This window comes from Vibrio pectenicida (genome assembly GCA_024347015.1).
Classification (GTDB): Bacteria; Pseudomonadota; Gammaproteobacteria; order Enterobacterales; family Vibrionaceae; genus Vibrio; species Vibrio pectenicida.
The window spans coordinates 1,723,256-1,742,568 of sequence record AP024889.1; the positions used below are offsets into that span (position 1 = coordinate 1,723,256).

Genomic DNA, 19,313 nt, shown 5'->3' on the forward strand with positions numbered 1-19,313 from the left:
AAACCCCGTTTTACCGTAAGAAGCATACAATCATGAATAGCAATATAAGTACTCTTAATGATTGTAAATCAGATAGTTAGATAAGGAATAAATTGAAGACTATAGTAATAATTGTGTGGCTTGTATCAGGTAAAACCCTGAATTATTGGCAAAAGTAACAAAAGATAGACACTATGCAGATCTTAAGTAGACAGAAAGAAAGTAAATAATTAACAAAAAATGATAATTATCTTTAATTTCAGCTGGTTATACATATAAATCCTTTACAATCGGACTCATAGTGGCAGTCCCCATCAGATATCAGTTAACATAGTTCTTGGCATGATATTGATTATCTTTTTACTTTTGTCGAAGCAAATTATAACGTTTTTACACACCGTAAAAATGCATCCCGAAAGATCTACACGCTCTAACATTAATGATAATCAGGCTATTATTAATTAGTATCAATAAATTATCGGTTGATGGGTGTTAAACTCGGTTTCCGAGCGCTTTATGAAGTAATTTTGAGTTGATACCAGTAAACTCATGACAATAAAAGGATCATCATGCTTCTTCAAAAAGACACCTGCTGGGTTATTTTAGCTGGCGGGCAAGGTAAACGTATGGGTAAGCAAGATAAAGGTCTTGTCATGCTAAACGGCCAACCACTTATAGGACACGTCTTTGAGCGACTATCAGCTCAAGCCCAAGATATATCGATTAGCGCTAATCAAAATCACGAATTTTATGCGCAGTTTGCTAATGTCATAAAAGACCATTTTAAAGATTTCCCCGGCCCAATGGGGGGAGTTCATGCCGCTTTATGTACATCAGACAAAAATTGGGTTGGGTTTGTCCCTTGTGACTGCCCTCAATTAACAACAAAGTTAGTTGAACGCTTTTGTTCAGCTGTAACGGAAAAATCAGAAATATTAGTTGCTCACGATGGTCAATCCGCACAACCTGTATTCTCCCTCTATCATAAAAAAGTACTGCCTAGATTAGTTTCATATTTAGAACGCGGGGAGAGAAGAATGGCAGGTTTTTATCAAGAATGCACCACTCACTTTGTAGACTTCAGTGATACACCAGACTGCTTTATTAACCTAAATACACCAAGCGAACTAACTCACTTTACGACTAATGGTTCATCAGTTGAATAGGTCTGTTATTTGGGCACTAATAATACAAATGGGCTATAGGGTTTAAGCAGACTTTAACAGCAGGTGACAATTAGCTCCCATAAGTGCAAAATACTCCTTATTATGAGTGAATTATTACCGCTCTACAGACAGCAGAGATACTTATGACACGTACAATCGAATACACATACAAAGGTAAAAACAAAACACTGACGTTTTCTTATCAGCAATATCACAACATTCATGAAGCCGTTGCACAAGCAGAAGGCATCGATATCTCTGACTATCTAAAAATGGAACAACAAATTGAAGCCGTATCAGATACAAAGGCTGTACGAAACTTTCGAGATAACCATTTTAGAAAGTTAGGTTTTGATAAAATAACTCTTGCTCAAAAAGAAAATCGCGGTATTGGTTCTAAGAGCGAATAAAATAGTTTATGGGTTATTGTAGTGTCATAGTGAATTTAGCCACCTGATTAGAGGTGTTAAGAAGCACCTTGCAATAACTCCTAACATTTACTTAATTTTAGCATTCCTTATGGAACATAATAGGGCCAAGTTTAAAATACCTATAACTAGAATTTCTAAACATCACCTTAGTTGCTTATCGTTTAACCATTCAAAATATACTTTATCTAGCCCTATTATTAGCTAAAAGCGCCGACACTTATAAACAAAAATACACAATGCACCTAGGCTAGAATAATCAGCTTCAATTAAAAATATCTATAAAGCTAAATATTGGCAAGTAATCTAATATCATAAAAAACAAAAAAACACATTATAATTCATTAAAATTCAATAACATAAGAATTATGGTATCTTTTGAATCTTAATGAATTAATAAATCAAGCAATAATTCACAATTAATTGATAAGTTCATTAATATTTCATTTGTGTTTTTTTAGAGCGACGATAACATCCGCACCAGTTTTACACAGGTGAGATTCATAAACATTATGCGTTCTATTACAAGATTCTATCCACTATCAAGTATATTGCTTGTTATACCTGCTCTAAGTTTTGCAGAAAATACTGATAACAACACTAACGATAGTAATATTAATTATTATATTGGTGTTGAAGGTGGTTATCAGGTTTCATCTGATAATAACTATGCTCAAAGCGACCCACACAGTGCCATTGGAGGCATCTATGGAGGTATTAACCTAACAGACACTCTAAGTTGGGATTTGGGTTATCAATATTTAGGCCAAATGGATAGTGCTTATAATTCAATCACTGTGGATACTTCTTTTCTACGTACAGGCCTGCGCTATTCCTACCCAGTTTATAAGCAGTTATCTGTGTACGGATACGCTGGAGCCGCTTATTGGTCACTTGACAAATCATCTATTCATACCAATGTCAGTGATGATGGATTCTCTCCTATTTACAAGTTTGGTGTCACCACTCCCGTAGCCAAAAACTTATATCTAGATATTGGTTATCAATATGTTGATAGTATTGGTAGTCAGAGCACTGGTAAATTTGATAGTCATGGTGCTCTTGTCGGACTGACTTACCATTTTGGTCGCGCTGACGAACCTCAAATAATAATTCCCACGCCTATAAAAACTCATGAAGAAGAATGTGAGCCAGAAATTGTAGAACCTCGCACGATTTATCACTTCTCGACTCAGCTTTCGAAAGAAATGAAAACGTTTGGGATAGATCAAGCAGAGTTGTCTCTTCAACAAAAGGAAATTCAGCATATTGCTCTGCTACTTGCTGACAACCCTACATCCAAGGTGAAAGTAATAGGCCACACAGATTCTTCGGGTTCTGAAGCCTACAACCAAAAGCTTTCTGAAAAACGAGCAGAATATATCGCAACGAAACTCGAACATAACGGTGTAGAAAAAGAGCGCATTATAGTACAAGGATATGGAGAAATGGCGCCTATTGCGAGCAACGAAACCATTGAAGGTCGAGCTTTAAACCGACGTGTTGATATCACTGTTTTTGTTTCAGAGTAATTAGGAGCCCAAAATGAACAAAGTAAAACACACTATACAACTGACCACTTTAGCAGCAACAATGATACTACTGGTGGGTTGCGGCTCCGGAGGCGCTTTCGAAGGTGAAACCGCGAGCTCTAATAACCAAAATACGGGAGGCTCTAATCAAGTTACCGTGAATCCAGAAGCTCGAGTCTATGAACTCACCATTAAGACAGGAAATAGAGAAATTTATTCTTCTCTTCAATATCAAGTTTCTGGTAAATACGACGATGGCAGTGAGCAAGATATTACTAGTCTGGTCAAGTTTGAAGTCACAAATAACATAGTATCGTTTGATGATGAAGGTGTTGCATTACCTAATACACTAGGCACAACTGAAGTCACTGCAACTCTTAATGGTGTGACAAGTGCACCGGTAACTCTTGATGTCGTACCAACTTTGGTATGTGGGCATACTACAGGGAAGCTTCTCGACAAGAACCCCGGTGGTGGTGTTGATGACGACAGCAGAAGTTCTGCATCAGGTGAATGTTTGAAGATAAGAGAAGTGTTAGATTCCACTGACCTAAAACGTAAGTGGTTTACAAGCACTCCCTCATTGGAATTTATGCATCAACTAGGTTATGGAATTGAGGACTTTCCAACTAACTCAGGCGATAGCTATGCACAAAGTGAACGTGAGGTTAGTATAAATGGAACCGATTTTGCTGCATTTCGTCAAGATGGTGATGGTGCTACACCACCCTCACAGACAAATTCTACCACTATTGATGCAGGAAAAGACGGACAAGCATACCGTTGGTGTCAAAAACTAAATGAAATAGAATTTGCCGGTAAAGTTGGTTGGCATATACCGACTTGGACAGAACTTGATCATATGAACAAGTACAATGCTGCTTCAGGTTCTATGTTTATACGTTTCGGTTGGCCAGTAAATCGTTCATATCAATCTTGGCAATCATTTAGTAACCAGTTTGAAACAGTTAAACTACTCGACCCTTCACTTTTTCCACTGCAAAAAGCTACAGCTGACGAAGCTAAATATGTTTCTTGCGTAGTCGACTTATAATCACCAACCGAATGTAAATTACAATTTTCATTTAAATACTTAATAAGAGCTTACCTTGGCAAGCTCTTTTTTACTTGATATTGAGAAATGCTGCGCCACGCACCCCGCCGGAATCTCCATGTTGAGCTTTAATAATTCTTGGACACTTAGCAACAGAAAGCAGATATTTTGGGATACGTTTAGGCATCTCTTCATAAATTACCTCAAAATTTGAAAGTCCACCACCTAAGACCACAGTATGAGGATCATTAATGGTAAAAATATTGGCTAAACAAATTGCCAACAATTCCATAAAGCGATCGACATGCTCTACTGCTTTGAACTCTTCACTCTGATATGCACTAATGATATCTGTAGCCTTTTTTACTTCTCCATAATAGTGCTGATAAAGCAATTCAAAGCCGCGACCTGAAAGGTAATTATCTAGGCAGCCGCTTTTACCACATCCACAACTTAGCAGAGGTGCGTTCTCTCCGAGATAAAGCCAAGCATCAAGCGGCAATCGCATATGCCCAACCTCTCCAGCAACATGGTTTCGACCAGAGAAGATCTTGCCGTCGTAAACAATACCACCGCCAAATCCGGTACCAAGAATCAATCCAAGTACGGATTCTTCTTCTGCAAGACTTTTATCCCATGCTTCAGATAAGGCAAAACAATTCGCATCATTTTCAATTCTAACTCGACGGCCAATACTCGCTTCCAAATCTGCACGTAAAGGTTTATCTTTTGCAGCAGGAATATTTACTGTTAATAACGTCTGAACCTCAGCATTTTCCATTCCAGGTAGTCCAAGCCCTATACTTCCTTGACATCCAAATTGTTTGTCATATTTTCCCACCAATTCGGTAATAGTCCTGACTAGCAAGCTGTAATCATCCGTTGGCGTCGGAACTCGTTCAGTCGCTACGCGTTCCAGTTGATTATTAAAGGCGCCAAATTCAATCTTTGTTCCTCCAACATCAAAACCGTAATACATTAACTTCTCCTAACACTTAGACAAAACATTGTAATTTCCTCATTATCTACATCAATAGACCTGCAATCCGTGACACCACACCTATTTGTACACCGTCCAAGTCTGATTGATTAGAGTATCACCACAAATAAGCTTGAACTGTTCCACTTTGTAGCCAAGAACAACCTATGCTAGGTTGCCGCGGTTAAGATAGTCGTGTAATTTTGGCCTTTGAAGATCTGATTTACTCTGGCTTTTACTCATCAGGTAAGTCTCTTTAAATACATCAAACCATAATGCCAAAGTTTGTGCCGCCAATTCCTCACCCAACTGACTAAACACTATGCTCGCAACTTCTGCTGTTGCGAGGTGCTGAGTGTTATTACTACGCCTCATAGCATACTGTGAAAGAGATTGTGGTGAAATTGAAAGTACCGGTAAACTATCTAGATAAGGGGATTGTCTTAACATTCGTCTCGCTTCTCTCCAACTTCCATCCAAAAAGATCAATAATGGTTTTTTACCATTATTAAGCCATGTGCAATTTAAATCCAATACACGAAATTTAGACTCGACGTTATCTTTTGGAAAAACCACAATCGGCTGGTACTGTGGCTTGTTCAAAAGCTCCAACATTTGCTTGTCTGGATTAGTACGACTCCACTGATACGCATACCCTTCCCTTATCGTATCTAGAATTAAACGCCCTGTGTTACTGGGTTTAAACACTTCGTTACTCGAAAATAGTAGTATGATTGCAATATCTGAATCAACTTCAGGTTGATATGGGCATAGGCAGAGGTTTTGTTCAACTTGACAAAATAGACACCGATTAACTTTACTGCCCCTAGCTTTAAAGGATCGAGTTGAACATAATAAGCGCTGTTTATACAAGCGATGATACGCGTGGATTCTCATTGATATTGGTGGATAATGATGAAAAGGCACAAGTTTACACTGTGATAGACATGTTGCAAACGCAAGACTGGAGGAAAATTACTCTATGAATAATTTAGATATCATTCGGCTGAGTATATTTATTGCCGTTTTATTGGCATGTGCATTATGGGAATGGACGATGCCGAAAAGGCAACTTAGCCAAAGCAAGAGCTTTCGTTGGGTAAACAACCTTGGTTTGGTCTCATTTAACTCAATATGCCTTAGCTTATTCATGCCAATCCTCGCCTTTGAAGCTGCACATATTGCGCAACAAAATCACTTTGGGTTATTGAATTTTATTCAATTGCCAAAACTTGCTGAGTTTATCCTATGCATCCTACTCCTTGATTTTGTAATCTATGTTCAACATATTGCCTTTCACAAAATACCGTGGCTTTGGAGGTTACATAGAATGCATCATAGCGATCAAGACATTGATGTCACCACAGGAACTCGATTTCATCCCATTGAAATTATGATTTCAATGGGTATAAAGATTGCTGCCGTTATGTCATTGGGTATCTCCCCCATTGCAGTGGTTGTTTTTGAAATCTTACTCAATGCAAGCGCCATGTTTAATCACAGCAATGCTCGCTTACCGTTAAGATTCGACTCATTGATACGTAAAGTCATTGTCACACCTGATATGCATCGAGTACATCACTCTAAAACGCCGCGAGAAACACACTCGAATTTTGGCTTCTTTTTGTCCATTTGGGATAGGTGTTTTAACACTTACATCGCTCAACCAGAATTTGGGCATCAGGATATAAAAATTGGCATCCCATTGTTTCAAACAGAAAGTGAACAAAGAATTGATAGGATGATCACTCAACCGTTTAGGAATAAATAATAATTGATACCATGGATAGGCTGATACGACAGGTACAAGTAGTACTTTTAATCCTCATCATCACTGGATGCTCTTCTCCCACTGAAAATCAATTTGTAGGAGAGGAAGAGCTAAGTACTAATACATTAGTTTCGCCAAGTACTAATGAACTCAAACACAAATTGCTAAGTTTCTACCGTGATTGGAAAGGTGTTCCATACCGATTGGGAGGCAGTAATCAATACGGGGTTGATTGCTCAGCTTTTGTGCAGCTGGTATATCTCGGTGTCCTTAATATACGTTTACCCCGAACCACCAGCTTACAAGTAAAACTAGGATATCAAGTTAATTATCAGAACGCCCAAATAGGAGACTTAGTGTTTTTCAAAACGTCTCCTTCTGTAAGACATGTAGGCATTTATATTGGAGATAAACAGTTTGCAAACGCTTCAACATCAGAAGGTGTGGTCATTTCTAGGTTAGATAATCCGTACTGGGCTTCAAAATTTTGGCACTTTAGACGGGTTACTCTCCCGTCTGATTTGGACTGACTTTAATCGTATTTTGCAACTGCGGAATCAAATAAGTTTTTGAGAAGAGCAATCAATTCATCGAGAAAAGTAATCTGTCCGTTTGTTGCAGGTTTTGACCAAACTCCAGCAAGAACTTCACCCAAATCTTCAACAACAGCATCTACTTCTTTTAACAACTGAAAACGAACAGTGGAATGTAGCTCTGGATTTTGCTCAAAAATGGTCATGATATTACTCGCCACCATATCGGTAACAACATCTTCAACACTCTCAGATCCTACATCACCATCATCTGATGAAAATATGTCGAGATTAAAAGCCAAGTGCTCAATAAGTGCAAGATAGCCATCGGTTTCAACTACCACTGTCGTTCTCCATTCGTTTTTATGTTTACGAGTCACTATCTAATACTAAGACATATGATTGATTTTTCACAACCCAACTCGATTCAGATACATGTATAAATTCTAAAATTTATACATGTCCCATAAGACTATACTTTACAACACATCAAGACCAGCTCGGCGGCTCCTACATTGTTAGATCATTTCGCCCAATAATCGTGAATTGGCTACCCACAAGCATGATGAAGATCACATAAAAGTTATTTTATCGAAAAGCTCAGCTAAACGATTGAATTTTTTGCTGTCTGATTAAGAATTGAGTAATGCCTTAATCTACAATATCAATATTGAACTCCTCATAAGTATGGAACAAAATATGTGGCAAGCCATTGCTGATCAATTGTCTGAAACCCTTATGTTTTCTTTTGATATTATCGAAAAAAATGTTATCACTGGAGGTGACATAAACCATTGTTATATGATAAATGACGGTGAGCAGCGCTATTTTGTTAAAATAAACCAACGAGACTTTTACTCTAAATTTGAAATTGAAGCAGAAAATATTAACATTCTGAGACAGAGTTCTAGTGTGTCAGTTCCTGAACATATCCTTACAGGAAAAACTAAAGACCACGCATTTCTTATTCTTAATTATTTCCCAATCAAGCCTCTTGATGCCCCCCCAAATAGCTACGAATTTGGTCAACAACTTGCCATATTACACCAATGGGGCGAACAAAAAGAATATGGTTTCGATCAAGACAATTATATTGGTTCGACTTTGCAGCCTAACAAATGGGATAGAAGGTGGGGACGATTTTTTGCTGAGCAACGCATAGGTTGGCAACTACAACTTATGAAAGAAAAAGGCATAACCTTGGTCGATATTGGTGACTTTACTCACCTAATCCAAGATAAACTGGCTCATCATCAACCTCAAGCATCTCTATTACATGGTGATCTTTGGTATGGAAACGTTGCTAACTCAGTTTTTGGGCCAATATGTTACGACCCTGCATCATATTGGGGGGATAGAGAATGCGATCTTGCGATGGCAGAGCTATTTGGTAGATTTCTGCCTGAGTTTTACCAAGGATATGAAAACGCATTCCCACTCGACGCTGGCTATCATCAGCGCAAAGATATATATAATCTTTACCATTTACTAAACCATTACAATCAGTTTGGTGGTGCTTACTTGGATCAATGTGAGACTGCAATTAATAATATCCTGACATATTAGTTTAACAAACTACTCAGACTTGACTAAAAATAACCTAACTATCAATAGCTCTTATTTTTAAACTGTAATTACCTTTATTTGTGTATGGTAAACCTAACAAAAAACTCTTTTACATTACTGAAGACCTCTGACGTGTCAATCTGTATGGCGACTCAAATTTAACTACTCTGGGAACATTTATTCGTAGCACCCGCCACTGAAAACATTAATTAACCACCATGTTTTAGTGGTAGATTGCATCACAATTAATTATTATCCAAGATTACAACCTTATGACTGCCCAGCCATACACATTTCATCAGTATCATCTCTACCGCTGATTTCTTTATCTGGCTTAGCACAAACCACGTGACCAATACTTTTGGAGTTAAAGTGCACCTCTACAGACAAGAAGTAATCAAGCTAGTCAAACTCTCAACACCTGTATTAATTGCATCTGTAGCGCAAACGGGAATGGGTTTTGTTGATACTGTAATGGCAGGTGGTGTAAGTGCAATTGATATGGCGGCTGTATCGATTGCATCCAGTATTTGGTTGCCTTCTATATTATTTGGAGTCGGGTTACTGATGGTCCTAATTCCAGTCGTTGCCCAACTCAACGGATCTGGTAGACAAGTAAAAATTCCGTTTGAAGTTCAACAAGGTGCTGCAATGGCCTTGCTAATTTCTATTCCAATCATTGCTATCTTACTGCAAACACCGACAATAATGGAATGGATGAATGTAGAGACATTAATGGCCGATAAAACAGCAGGTTACATGTATGCTGTTGTTTACGCTGTTCCAGCCTTCTTACTTTTCCAAACTTTACGCAGTTTCACCGATGGTATGTCCTTAACACAACCCGCCATGGTCATTGGCTTTATTGGGTTAGTATTCAACATCCTGCTTAATTGGATATTTGTATATGGCAAATTTGGTGCGCCTGCTCTTGGGGGAGTCGGTTGTGGTGTTGCAACGGCAATTGTATATTGGCTAATGTTCATTTTACTCCTGATTTACGTTGTCACCTCTAAAAGAGTGGCTAATATTAACTTGTTTGGACATTTTCATCGCCCTCACCTTCATTCACTAGTACGATTATTCAAGCTAGGTTTCCCTGTTGCTGCTGCACTCTTTTTTGAAGTCACTTTATTTGCCGTTGTCTCAATACTCATTGCTCCACTTGGTTCACTGATAGTTGCTGCTCATCAAGTAACCATGAATTTTTCTTCATTGATTTTTATGCTCCCAATGAGTATCGGTGTTGCCACTAGTATCCGCATTGGCCATAGTTTGGGCGAAGGTAATGTTCGAGGAGCCACTATTGCCTCACATGTTGCTATCGGCATATCTGTTGCTTTAGCTCTAGTAACAGCTCTATTTACAGTATCATTTAGAGAATTCATCGCTCTACTTTATACAGACAACCGTGCTGTTATAAGCATTGCGAAGCAACTGCTATTATTTGCTGCTTTATATCAAGTAACAGATGCCATCCAAGTGGTCGCCGCAGGTGCATTGCGCGGATACAAAGATATGGCGGCGATCTTCAACCGTACCTTTATAGCCTATTGGGTATTAGGGCTACCAATAGGCTATGTTCTGGCGATGACAGATTGGCTTTGTGAACCAATGGGAGCCAAGGGGTTTTGGATTGGCTTTATCATTGGGCTATCCTCGGCGGCATTAATGCTTGGGATTCGCCTTCAATGGATGCATAAACAACCGGACAAAACTCAACTAAATTTTGCGAATAAATAGCAGAACTAAATTCAACTTTATTAAATTTTGCTAAGATCTATCATTAAGCCGTTGGAAAGTTGAGTTAATTTTAAAATTATGCGAATTCAGCTAATTTGTCTTTCTATAACTATGCTCACATCTTGTAATTTCAATAGAAATCACATTGAGCAAACTCTACAAACATATTTATCTCGAATTGCCAATGTACAAGAACGTTCAACTTTTGTTCTACCCGATGACCAAAGTATCACTTTACCCAGTAAACAGGCGCTTTTTATAGATATTCCCAGAGTAAGCATTAGCCTGATTGATAGCTATGAATTGAGAAAATGTGGCCTGTTTTCCCTTATTGCTGAACGCAACTCTATATTAGGAAAAGTTCAGGACCAATTTCGTAACTATGATTACCAAATCAAGCTCAATTATGGTCTTAATGGTTGTATACAAAGCCCAAACCTGTCTGAATCATTAAGATCTCAACTCATTGAGATCCAAGCAGAGAAACTTTCACAACTGCCTAATCATTTCTCAAACCTTCTCTTTAGCAGTGATGCGATGAGAAGGCAGCTACAGTCATCTCATGAGCTGTCTATTCAAGGTCCAAAAGAAAGTTCTATTATTCTAGAGGCGATCAAACAAATCGATAGTGCGTTTTCTGTTAGCAATAACCAAAAATCCTTAGTAGTTTTATCTCCGCTGACACCCTACCAAGAAGTGTTAGATAAACAACCTATATTAGGTATGCTCAGCTATACAATGCTTAATACTAGTTTAAAGTTGCAAATAGTAACGAAACAGCTTAGAGAGCACGACGATGTCATATTGTGCAAAAGCAATAGGGACAGAACTCAATTTAATTATCTACGCAATGTATTTAACGAGTTTTTCATCGGGAAAATACAACCTTATATGGCCAAAGTAGATAGTGTCTATAATGACTTAAACCCCTATTTAGACTTCACCAATACAGGCCACCCTAAATACCACTACCCAATAAGGGAATATCACCGAGTGTTTAGAAAAGCCATCCTAGATCACGTAAAATATTGGCAAGATCTCTTTAAACGCTGTGGAACAAGCCCTATTCAATAACATGGTCTACCTTTTCTCGTAAAAATCGGGCAAATTTAGGAATACCAGTATGCGTATAGCCATTATACCTAAAAGTAATCGTACTACCGAGTTGTGGTGGTCTCTTCCTGAGTTGCTCAGTCAACCCACTTCCTATATAGAATTGACTGCCAGACTCTGTCTGAACTAATAAAGATCCTACCATGCCCTCTAGTTGCCCTTTACCAGCTTTGTAACCCACAACTTTAGCCTCAGCATCATGGTGCTTCTTCATTTTAAGTAATTGCTCTCCTCTCCCATGGTGGTAGTCACCGTAAAGCTTCCTCAACATCACACCTTCGCCTTTAGATTTATCAATTTGGTCAAAGTATGAAGTGAGTTCTTGTTCAGAAGAGATAGACGTATGCTCAATAAATTTAATATGCTCAACTTGGAGTGAATCAACCAACTGAACAATGTGTGCGTAACGTTGGGGGTAGCTACCAGGTGCCAATGGCATATCAAACAACATAAAGTGTATTTTCGACCAAGATGCTTCTATCGGCGTTTTATCTAGCACAGTGGTTTGCACTAGATGAAAATTACCTCTACCAGCCCATAGCTCGCCTTCCAAAGGATAATTAGGTAACTTTTTTATAAACCAAACTGGTGCATATATTTTTCGGCCACTTCGAGTCATGAGCTTGTTTCCGTCCCATATCGCTCGAATCCCATCAAGTTTTTCACTTTTCCAATATAAACTCACATCAATATTGTGATCGTACATGCCTGCCAACATTAATGGAAATTGTCTACTTGTTTTATCTGTCAGTTCAGCCCGACAAGGAAACACTGATAAAAATACGATAGCTAAACAACTCAGTTTGATATGCATATGTTTCATCCACTATTATTTTAACAAACTTGATTGTTGGTTAAATGACACAAAATTCAATCTCAAAGGTCTATGATTTGAATACCTTCCAAAACATTAAAATATAACAAAACTATCAATTAATTGACTTTTACTTACTCACTTTCACATAACAAGGTTAAATCGTCGTAGTGCCTCTCATATTGAGAAAATCCAGTTGTCAATGTGAGAATTACACCTAAATTCTTATTATAATATTGAAAATTAAGCGTTTATTTCTTGGCACGTAAACTGCTCTAAACAATTAAACTACGTTAGGAGATACGACCATGGAATTACGCAAAATTGAAACTACTGAAATGCTAACTCTTGAAATTAACGGAAACCTTGATGCCGACGGAAGTCGCTATGCTCAAAAACACATTGATGAAATCATTGCAGATCAACATTTAGAGGTTGAGATTGATTTTCGCAATGTCGGTTTCTTAGATTCTTCTGGGGTTGGTGCTTTAGTTTATCTCTATAAGCGTTTGGTAGAACGTGAACGTCAAATGCGTATAGAAAATGTAACTGGACAGCCACTTGAAATCATTAATCTTTTAAGAATAGATAAGGCTATCCCTGTGAACTCCCGCACTCATTAAATCTATAAGCGGTAGTTCGCACACTAACAAAGGACGTTGGCATGGTTAACTTTTTTAAACACATAGCACTAGTTGTACCCACAGCATTACTGTGTGTGGGTTGCAGCAGCTACCCTGAAGAAAGTCGCGGAGGATTAGCTGAACAGTATATTCAGTCAAGCTTTACTCCCGTCATGCCTGATGAACCTCTTGGTCCTGAACACGGACTTCGCTTCGATTGGCAACTCGCAAAACTCCACTTAGACTCGCTGATCAGAGAAGGGGCTCGTTGGTGCTTTCCCGCAGCGGTTGTACAGGCAATCGAGAAACAAAATAGGATTGCTCGTGAATTAGAAGGCGGTTTGCTACTCGATGCTGCTAATGACATTGTGATCCAAAGAAAGCGGCTAGACGAACTTGAAAGGCAGCTCGACTACGTAACTTCTCAAGCCAAATGTGTGCCTCCACATGATCAATTCAGTTTTCAGCAGCAACTGGCTATCATAGATAAACTTTACAACCTTTTAAATATAGACAACCAGTTTGCCTTTAAATCAAGTGAAGTTAATCCAAAGTACATGGGGCATTTGGCTCAAGCAGCCAATATCTTACGCGAACATAAAACTCTTAACCTCATAGTTACAGGACACGCCGACGCAGTCGGTAATGAACTAAGTAATAGAAAACTCGCAATGGCTAGAGCAAAACAGGTTAAGCGCTATTTGACGATATTCGGCTTGGAGCCAAACCGAGTAGAGGCAAAATCCTTAGGGGAAAGCCTGCCACTTTTTGAAGGCAATTCTGAAGGAGTCAAACTCACTAACCGAAGAGTTAGTATTGAGATCATTGAAACAAAAGACCTTGCCGAGAAAAAGTTGAATGGAGGCTACTATGATATGGAATAGATTCATACTCATTATATTGCTTTTTAGCCTTACTGCCCCAGCATATTCTGAACAAGAACGTGTACAAGTGGGTGATATGGTTCAGGTGAACCTACCAGGAGAAGAAACACTTAACAAAGGATTCCAAGTAGACAAAAGAGGCCGTATTAATCTGCCAGAAGTTGGCGCACTGTATGTGGCAGGTTACACCGAGGAGCAGCTCGAAAAAACCGTCATAGAAACACTAAGCAAAGTATACCGAGATCTTTCAACTGCATCGGTTTATATCGCCGAACAACAAATTCTCATATCAATTCAAGGCTACGTGAACTCACCTGGTGAATACACTCTATCTAAAACTTCAGACGTGCAAATGGCCATACACGCCGCTGGTGGTTTACGCTCTGGTGCTCAACTGAACAATTTTCTGCTCAAACGTGGTAAGGAAAAATTACCATTCAATTACAAAAGCTTTCTCGATACAGGCGATGAAGATTTGTTACCACAACTCAAATCACTCGATACTATATTCGTACCTGCATCTCCTTTGGTCGGTAACATAGAGCAGCAATTTGATGCCAGCAAACTTGCAAACTCAGGTGACAGTGCTGATGGTCGTACTGCTGTCAAAGTCTTTGGTGAAGTCAATGCCCCAGGCTCTTTTAGTTTTAAAGAGAACTCTGACTTAGTAGATATCCTAATGCGAGCAGGTGGCGTTACCCGCTATGCATCGGTTGAGCAAATCCGTGTGATCAGCAATAACAAACCTCAGATTTTCAATCTTAAAGAGTATCTTGATAGTGGCGATATTTCACTGCTACCCAAGCTTCAACCTGGCACTACTATTTTTGTCCCTAAACAAGAAGAAGAAATTCGGGCTGGCTCTAATGTTATTTACATAATGGGGGAAGTAGATCAACCCGGTGCTTACGAAGGGAAAAAAGGCGCTTCATTTATGGACATTCTTGCCAATGCAGGTGGTCCAACACGATATGCTGAATCTCGTCAAATTCGTATTATTAAAGCTGATGGCAAAGTCGTTAAGTTTGACTTGACTGCATATACTGAGGGACTAAATACTGCGCTTCCTCCTCCAGAAATTATTGCTGGTGATGCAATCTTTGTTCCTGAGAAAACAGACATGAATGAAAAGTCATGGCTTAAAATCTCTCCTGACAGAGCAGTAAGTGTCATTGGAGAAGTGGTAAGGCCTGGGCGTATAGAATGGTCTGATGAGATGGACATGATTCACTTATTGGCACATGTTGGGGGACCAACGCTAAGAGCAGACACTTCAAAAATTGAAGTAGTCGAGCCCGATGGACAAATGCATACTTTTAACCTCGACGAATTCATTATAAATGGCGCTCCTTCGGCCGATCTTCCAGTGATCAAAGCAGGGACCATTATCCGTATTCACGACCTCCCTCAAGATCCCAGTGATAACAAGTCCCAATGGGTACGCCAAAGCTCGGACGCCTCGATTTATGTCTTCGGCCAAGTCAACTCTCCAGGGCGTTATCGTTTCACTAAAGAAATGCATTTCTTAGATATTTTATCTGCGGCAGACGGCCCAACCAAAGATGCTGATATTCACAACATAAAAATCACTCACCGTGATAAAACCTATTCAAAAGTCAGCAAGTTGAACTTGTCACTTTATTTTGAAACTGGCGATGAAAGCTTACTACCAAATGTTACCATGGGTGATACCATTTATATCCCCGAAAAAGACAAGATTTGGTTGGATAGAAGTAAAGAATCAACAGTACGTATACTTGGAGCAATTAATAGTCCTGGCCGGTACGTATTCGATGACAACATGACTATTCTAGACATCCTTGCTGAAGCTGGAGGTCCTTCAGAACGGGCCTATCTCGAGAAAATTTCAATCGTCAATATGTCATGTTGCCAAGGTCAAGCACGAACTTTTGATTTGATTGATTTTAGTAAAACAGCCAATGTCTATACGCTGCCTGTTCTTAGAGCTGGAGATACTATCTATATTCCTGACCGCAGCGAAGGTCTATTAGAAAGACTGCGCGTTGGATTAGAGGACATTTTACGCCTTACCACAACCATTGTTGTAATAGGAGCTCTGTGATGACTATTCCTGCAACGTTGACTGAAGTAGAACAAATATACTTAGCTGCAGAGTTTAGTGAAGCTCGCTCACTTTGCATAACAGGCTGCAATTCAGGTGACGGCGTAACATCTGTTGCGTCTGCTATTGCTGAAAGGTACTTGTTGGGTGGACATAAAACATTATTAGTTGACCTTAACTTATTCCACCCCGCCTTTGAACCAGTACTTAATGACAACGATTTGGAAGGTGACGTTGGTGTACTATTAGAACACAAGTCATCGCATCAATTATTCACTGGTATGCCTGTACCAAAAACCACATCAACCTTACTAGCGTACAAAGATCCTGCTGTACTCAGTTCTACTGTTGACCAGTGGCTGCAACATTATGATCGCGTCATTTGTGATACTTCTCCATTACTGCATATTAATCGTGGCAACATCCCAGCTCAGGTTGTAGCAAGTGCCTGTGACCAAACGGTTTTAGTTGTTATGGGTGGAAAAACTTCAACGGGACAAATTGAGAAATCTCAAGAAATGTTAGATAACCCCAAAATTTCCTTTTTAGGCTCAGTACTAAATCTCAAAAATCAAGCAACACTCGGTCAAGAGATGGCCAGAGAGTTAAATCGACTAAAATTTTTACCAAAATCGTGGCGTGAAAAATGGTGTAGATGGCTGATCACTAATGAATTCCTCGCTCATTCTGCTTAAAGAAATGAGGTAGGTACTAGATTGCCCTTAGGAGGCTATTATATGTCTTTTAGAGTAAAAACCATATTAGGTATTGCTTTCATTGAAGCTGTCATGCTTATTGCTCTGACATATAGCGCCATGAGCTTTTTATCCGCATCGAATGAAAAGCAGTTGCTGCAACGAGCACATTCTACCGCTGAAATGTTCGCTCTCGCAGCAAAGGATGCAATGATATCAACGGATATTTCAACCTTAGATAATTTAGTAAAAGAGTTTATGACTGTCGAAGACATTTCTTATATAAAAGTCATGCATGGCGATAAGGAGCTTTCCTGTGCTGGCGACAAGGCATTACTCGATCGATCAATGAATGAAGACTTTACCTTAGGTTCAGTTAATGACGGTATTTTTGATACTCGTAGAGAAGTAAAAAACGCAGGAGTTTATTATGGAACGATAGACATCGGATTCGAAGTCTCAGAGATCAACTCTATGCTTACCAATGCCCAGCATTCAATCATAGGTATTGCCTCTATAGAAGTGTTATTAGTCTCCATATTTTCTTTTTTCTTAGGAACCTACCTAACAAAAAGCTTAGTCAAGTTGATACAAGCAGCAAATACGGTAAGTGAAAAAGGCCCGGGTTTTCAAATCAATGATAATTCAAAAGATGAGCTTGGTGATGTTGCTCGGGCATTCGATGATATGTCTAAAAAACTTGAGAAAAGTTATAAAGATCTAAAAACTGCAAGATGTGAAGCAGATGAGGCCAATGATTCTAAGAGCCGCTTTTTGGCTTCAATGTCACATGAAATTCGTACACCAATGAATGGTGTACTGGGTATTTTAGATATTCTTGAGGAATCAAAACTCTCACCTGAACAAAAAAAGTTAGTCAATACAGCAACAGAATCTGGACGGTTTTTACTCAGTGTTATTAACGATATTTTAGACTTTACGAGAATGGAATCAAATACATTAAGACTGGAACACAAACCTTTCCAATTCCGTCGTTGTGTTGAAAGTATTGTAGAAGTTTTCTTGCCAACCGCTAGAGCACGATCGTTAGACTTAAGTTGCACTATTGACGGTTCCGTGCCATCTGATGTTTACGGGGATGAAAACCGTGTGAAACAGGTTCTACATAACCTAATTGGTAATGCCATAAAATTTACCAAAGATGGCAGTGTAGCCTTACAAATCGAGGCTAAGTCTTTAAATGTCGGGAAATCTGAGATCACCTGTAAAGTCATCGATACTGGAATAGGAATTAATCGCAACGCTATGGATTACCTATTTGAAGAGTTTACCATGGCCGACCAAACATACTCACGCAGCCATGAAGGTTCGGGGCTCGGTCTGGCAATCTGCAAACGTCTATGTAAGCTGATGGATGGACATATTAAGGTAGAAAGCACCCCATCTATAGGCAGTACCTTCTCATTTTCGATCAGTTTAGAACTTGCAGACAAATACATAGGCGTACCTCTTAAACCATACAATAACTCTGAACTAAAAGTATCAGACGTTAGTATACTGGTAGCAGAGGATAACAAAGCAAATCAGCTCGTTATCCAAGAGATGTTTAATAGGCTGAATTTAAACGTCGATATTGCTGAAAATGGGCAGCGTGCTTTAGAAATGATTGAGCTATATCACTATGATTTAATTTTTATGGATATTTCTATGCCAGAGCTTGATGGAATACAAACCTGTAAACAAATTCGCTCAAACATAGACCCAGCAATTAACCAAATTCCTGTTATCGCACTCACCGCTCACTCATTAACAGGCGATAAAGAAATGTTCTTAAGTGCTGGCATGGATGACTATTTAGCAAAACCTGTTCGATTATCTCAACTAATTGAAAAAATTAATCTATTCTTAAGTGATGACTCACGTGAGTGCCCTAGCAAACGTATAGATTCTTCACTTGAATCACAAGTTAACCCAGACAATAATGATGCAGAAATGGATATTCAGGATACACAGGTGAATTTAGAATTGGTTGATGAAACTGTCTTAGGACAAATGATAGAAGACACAAGTGTCGACGTGTTACCCATGCTCATTGATCATTACCTTGATGAATCTCAACAACGCTTACAAAAAATCTATCAAGCGATGGACGATCATGATAAGGATACACTTGAATTCGAAACTCATACACTAGGTAGTTCAGCACTAGCTCTTGGTAATAGAGTATTGTCTAATCTTGCTCGGAAAATCGAACACTTATGCATAGAAAATCAGGAAGAACAAGCCTATAAACTACGTGATGATTTGAAGGAGCTGGCTGATAACTCTCTCTCTGCATTAGCATATAGAAAAACACAGGGCTTTATAGAACCTGCTGGCTAGATATAAA

General features: G+C 38.9%; 18 protein-coding genes. 14 read left to right on the forward strand and 4 right to left on the reverse strand.

Annotated elements, in window-relative coordinates; genetic code table 11:
- Positions 1–548: 548 nt before the first annotated feature.
- The 4 genes from mobA to OCV27_RS08200 all read left to right on the forward strand — a co-directional run bounded on the left by mobA (position 549) and on the right by OCV27_RS08200 (position 4,159).
- Positions 549–1,145 carry a molybdenum cofactor guanylyltransferase MobA gene (gene mobA, locus OCV27_RS08185; RefSeq protein ID WP_125323470.1) on the forward strand — a complete coding sequence of 199 codons (597 nt, stop codon included), beginning with the start codon at positions 549–551 and terminating at the stop codon, positions 1,143–1,145.
- A 143-nt stretch (positions 1,146–1,288) separates the two neighbouring features.
- Positions 1,289–1,555 (forward strand): DUF2960 domain-containing protein, encoded by a 267-nt coding sequence (locus OCV27_RS08190; protein WP_125323469.1) that lies wholly within the window; start codon positions 1,289–1,291, stop codon positions 1,553–1,555.
- 530 nt (positions 1,556–2,085) lie between these two features.
- Positions 2,086–3,105, forward strand: a complete 1,020-nt coding sequence (locus tag OCV27_RS08195; protein ID WP_125323284.1) for an OmpA family protein — start codon at positions 2,086–2,088, stop codon at positions 3,103–3,105.
- Positions 3,106–3,118: 13 nt separating this feature from the next.
- On the forward strand, positions 3,119–4,159 hold the full coding sequence (locus OCV27_RS08200) for a hypothetical protein (RefSeq protein ID WP_125323285.1): 1,041 nt from the start codon (positions 3,119–3,121) through the stop codon (positions 4,157–4,159).
- 70 nt (positions 4,160–4,229) lie between these two features.
- Here OCV27_RS08200 and nagK read toward each other — a convergent pair whose 3' ends face one another.
- Together nagK and OCV27_RS08210 are read right to left on the reverse strand one after the other, a co-directional pair.
- Positions 4,230–5,138, reverse strand: a complete 909-nt coding sequence (gene nagK, locus OCV27_RS08205; protein ID WP_125323286.1) for an N-acetylglucosamine kinase — start codon at positions 5,136–5,138, stop codon at positions 4,230–4,232.
- 165 nt (positions 5,139–5,303) lie between these two features.
- Complete coding sequence (locus OCV27_RS08210; protein WP_125323287.1) at positions 5,304–6,035, reverse strand: tRNA-uridine aminocarboxypropyltransferase; 732 nt, start codon at positions 6,033–6,035, stop codon at positions 5,304–5,306.
- Positions 6,036–6,120: 85 nt separating this feature from the next.
- On the opposite strand from OCV27_RS08210, the gene OCV27_RS08215 reads away from it, so the two are divergent.
- Positions 6,121–6,909 (forward strand): sterol desaturase family protein, encoded by a 789-nt coding sequence (locus OCV27_RS08215; RefSeq protein WP_125323288.1) that lies wholly within the window; start codon positions 6,121–6,123, stop codon positions 6,907–6,909.
- An 11-nt stretch (positions 6,910–6,920) separates the two neighbouring features.
- Positions 6,921–7,439 carry a C40 family peptidase gene (locus tag OCV27_RS08220; protein ID WP_125323289.1) on the forward strand — a complete coding sequence of 173 codons (519 nt, stop codon included), beginning with the start codon at positions 6,921–6,923 and terminating at the stop codon, positions 7,437–7,439.
- Positions 7,440–7,441: 2 nt separating this feature from the next.
- Here OCV27_RS08220 and OCV27_RS08225 read toward each other — a convergent pair whose 3' ends face one another.
- Entirely contained in the window at positions 7,442–7,786 is a 345-nt protein-coding gene (locus OCV27_RS08225) for a DUF3802 family protein (RefSeq protein ID WP_125323290.1), read from the reverse strand.
- A 355-nt stretch (positions 7,787–8,141) separates the two neighbouring features.
- On the opposite strand from OCV27_RS08225, the gene OCV27_RS08230 reads away from it, so the two are divergent.
- From OCV27_RS08230 to OCV27_RS08240, 3 genes are all read left to right on the forward strand, one after another.
- Entirely contained in the window at positions 8,142–9,008 is an 867-nt protein-coding gene (locus OCV27_RS08230) for a fructosamine kinase family protein (RefSeq protein ID WP_171361764.1), read from the forward strand.
- A gap of 372 nt (positions 9,009–9,380) precedes the next feature.
- Positions 9,381–10,751 carry an MATE family efflux transporter gene (locus tag OCV27_RS08235; protein WP_125323387.1) on the forward strand — a complete coding sequence of 457 codons (1,371 nt, stop codon included), beginning with the start codon at positions 9,381–9,383 and terminating at the stop codon, positions 10,749–10,751.
- Between the two features lie 78 nt (positions 10,752–10,829).
- Positions 10,830–11,825, forward strand: a complete 996-nt coding sequence (locus OCV27_RS08240) for a DUF3080 domain-containing protein (protein ID WP_245986886.1) — start codon at positions 10,830–10,832, stop codon at positions 11,823–11,825.
- Here OCV27_RS08240 and OCV27_RS08245 read toward each other — a convergent pair.
- The gene (locus OCV27_RS08245; protein WP_337969040.1) at positions 11,815–12,678 is read right to left on the reverse strand and encodes a DNA ligase; all 864 of its coding nucleotides are present in this window, start codon (positions 12,676–12,678) and stop codon (positions 11,815–11,817) included. The genes OCV27_RS08240 and OCV27_RS08245 overlap by 11 nt on opposite strands.
- Positions 12,679–12,986: 308 nt before the next feature.
- On the opposite strand from OCV27_RS08245, the gene OCV27_RS08250 reads away from it, so the two are divergent.
- Genes OCV27_RS08250 through OCV27_RS08270 form a run of 5 tightly spaced genes read left to right on the forward strand, consistent with a single transcriptional unit; the run spans position 12,987 to position 19,306 of the window.
- A complete protein-coding gene (locus OCV27_RS08250; RefSeq protein WP_125322966.1) occupies positions 12,987–13,301 on the forward strand; it encodes an STAS domain-containing protein in 315 nt (104 codons plus the stop codon).
- Between the two features lie 41 nt (positions 13,302–13,342).
- Positions 13,343–14,185 (forward strand): OmpA family protein, encoded by an 843-nt coding sequence (locus OCV27_RS08255; RefSeq protein WP_125322967.1) that lies wholly within the window; start codon positions 13,343–13,345, stop codon positions 14,183–14,185.
- A complete protein-coding gene (locus tag OCV27_RS08260; RefSeq protein ID WP_125322968.1) occupies positions 14,172–16,268 on the forward strand; it encodes an SLBB domain-containing protein in 2,097 nt (698 codons plus the stop codon). The genes OCV27_RS08255 and OCV27_RS08260 overlap by 14 nt, the downstream gene beginning before the upstream one ends.
- The gene (locus OCV27_RS08265) at positions 16,268–16,963 is read left to right on the forward strand and encodes a CpsD/CapB family tyrosine-protein kinase (protein WP_125322969.1); all 696 of its coding nucleotides are present in this window, start codon (positions 16,268–16,270) and stop codon (positions 16,961–16,963) included. Before OCV27_RS08260 ends, OCV27_RS08265 begins: the two co-directional genes overlap by 1 nt.
- A 42-nt stretch (positions 16,964–17,005) precedes the next feature.
- Positions 17,006–19,306 (forward strand): response regulator, encoded by a 2,301-nt coding sequence (locus tag OCV27_RS08270; RefSeq protein ID WP_125322970.1) that lies wholly within the window; start codon positions 17,006–17,008, stop codon positions 19,304–19,306.
- Positions 19,307–19,313 lie beyond the last annotated feature (7 nt).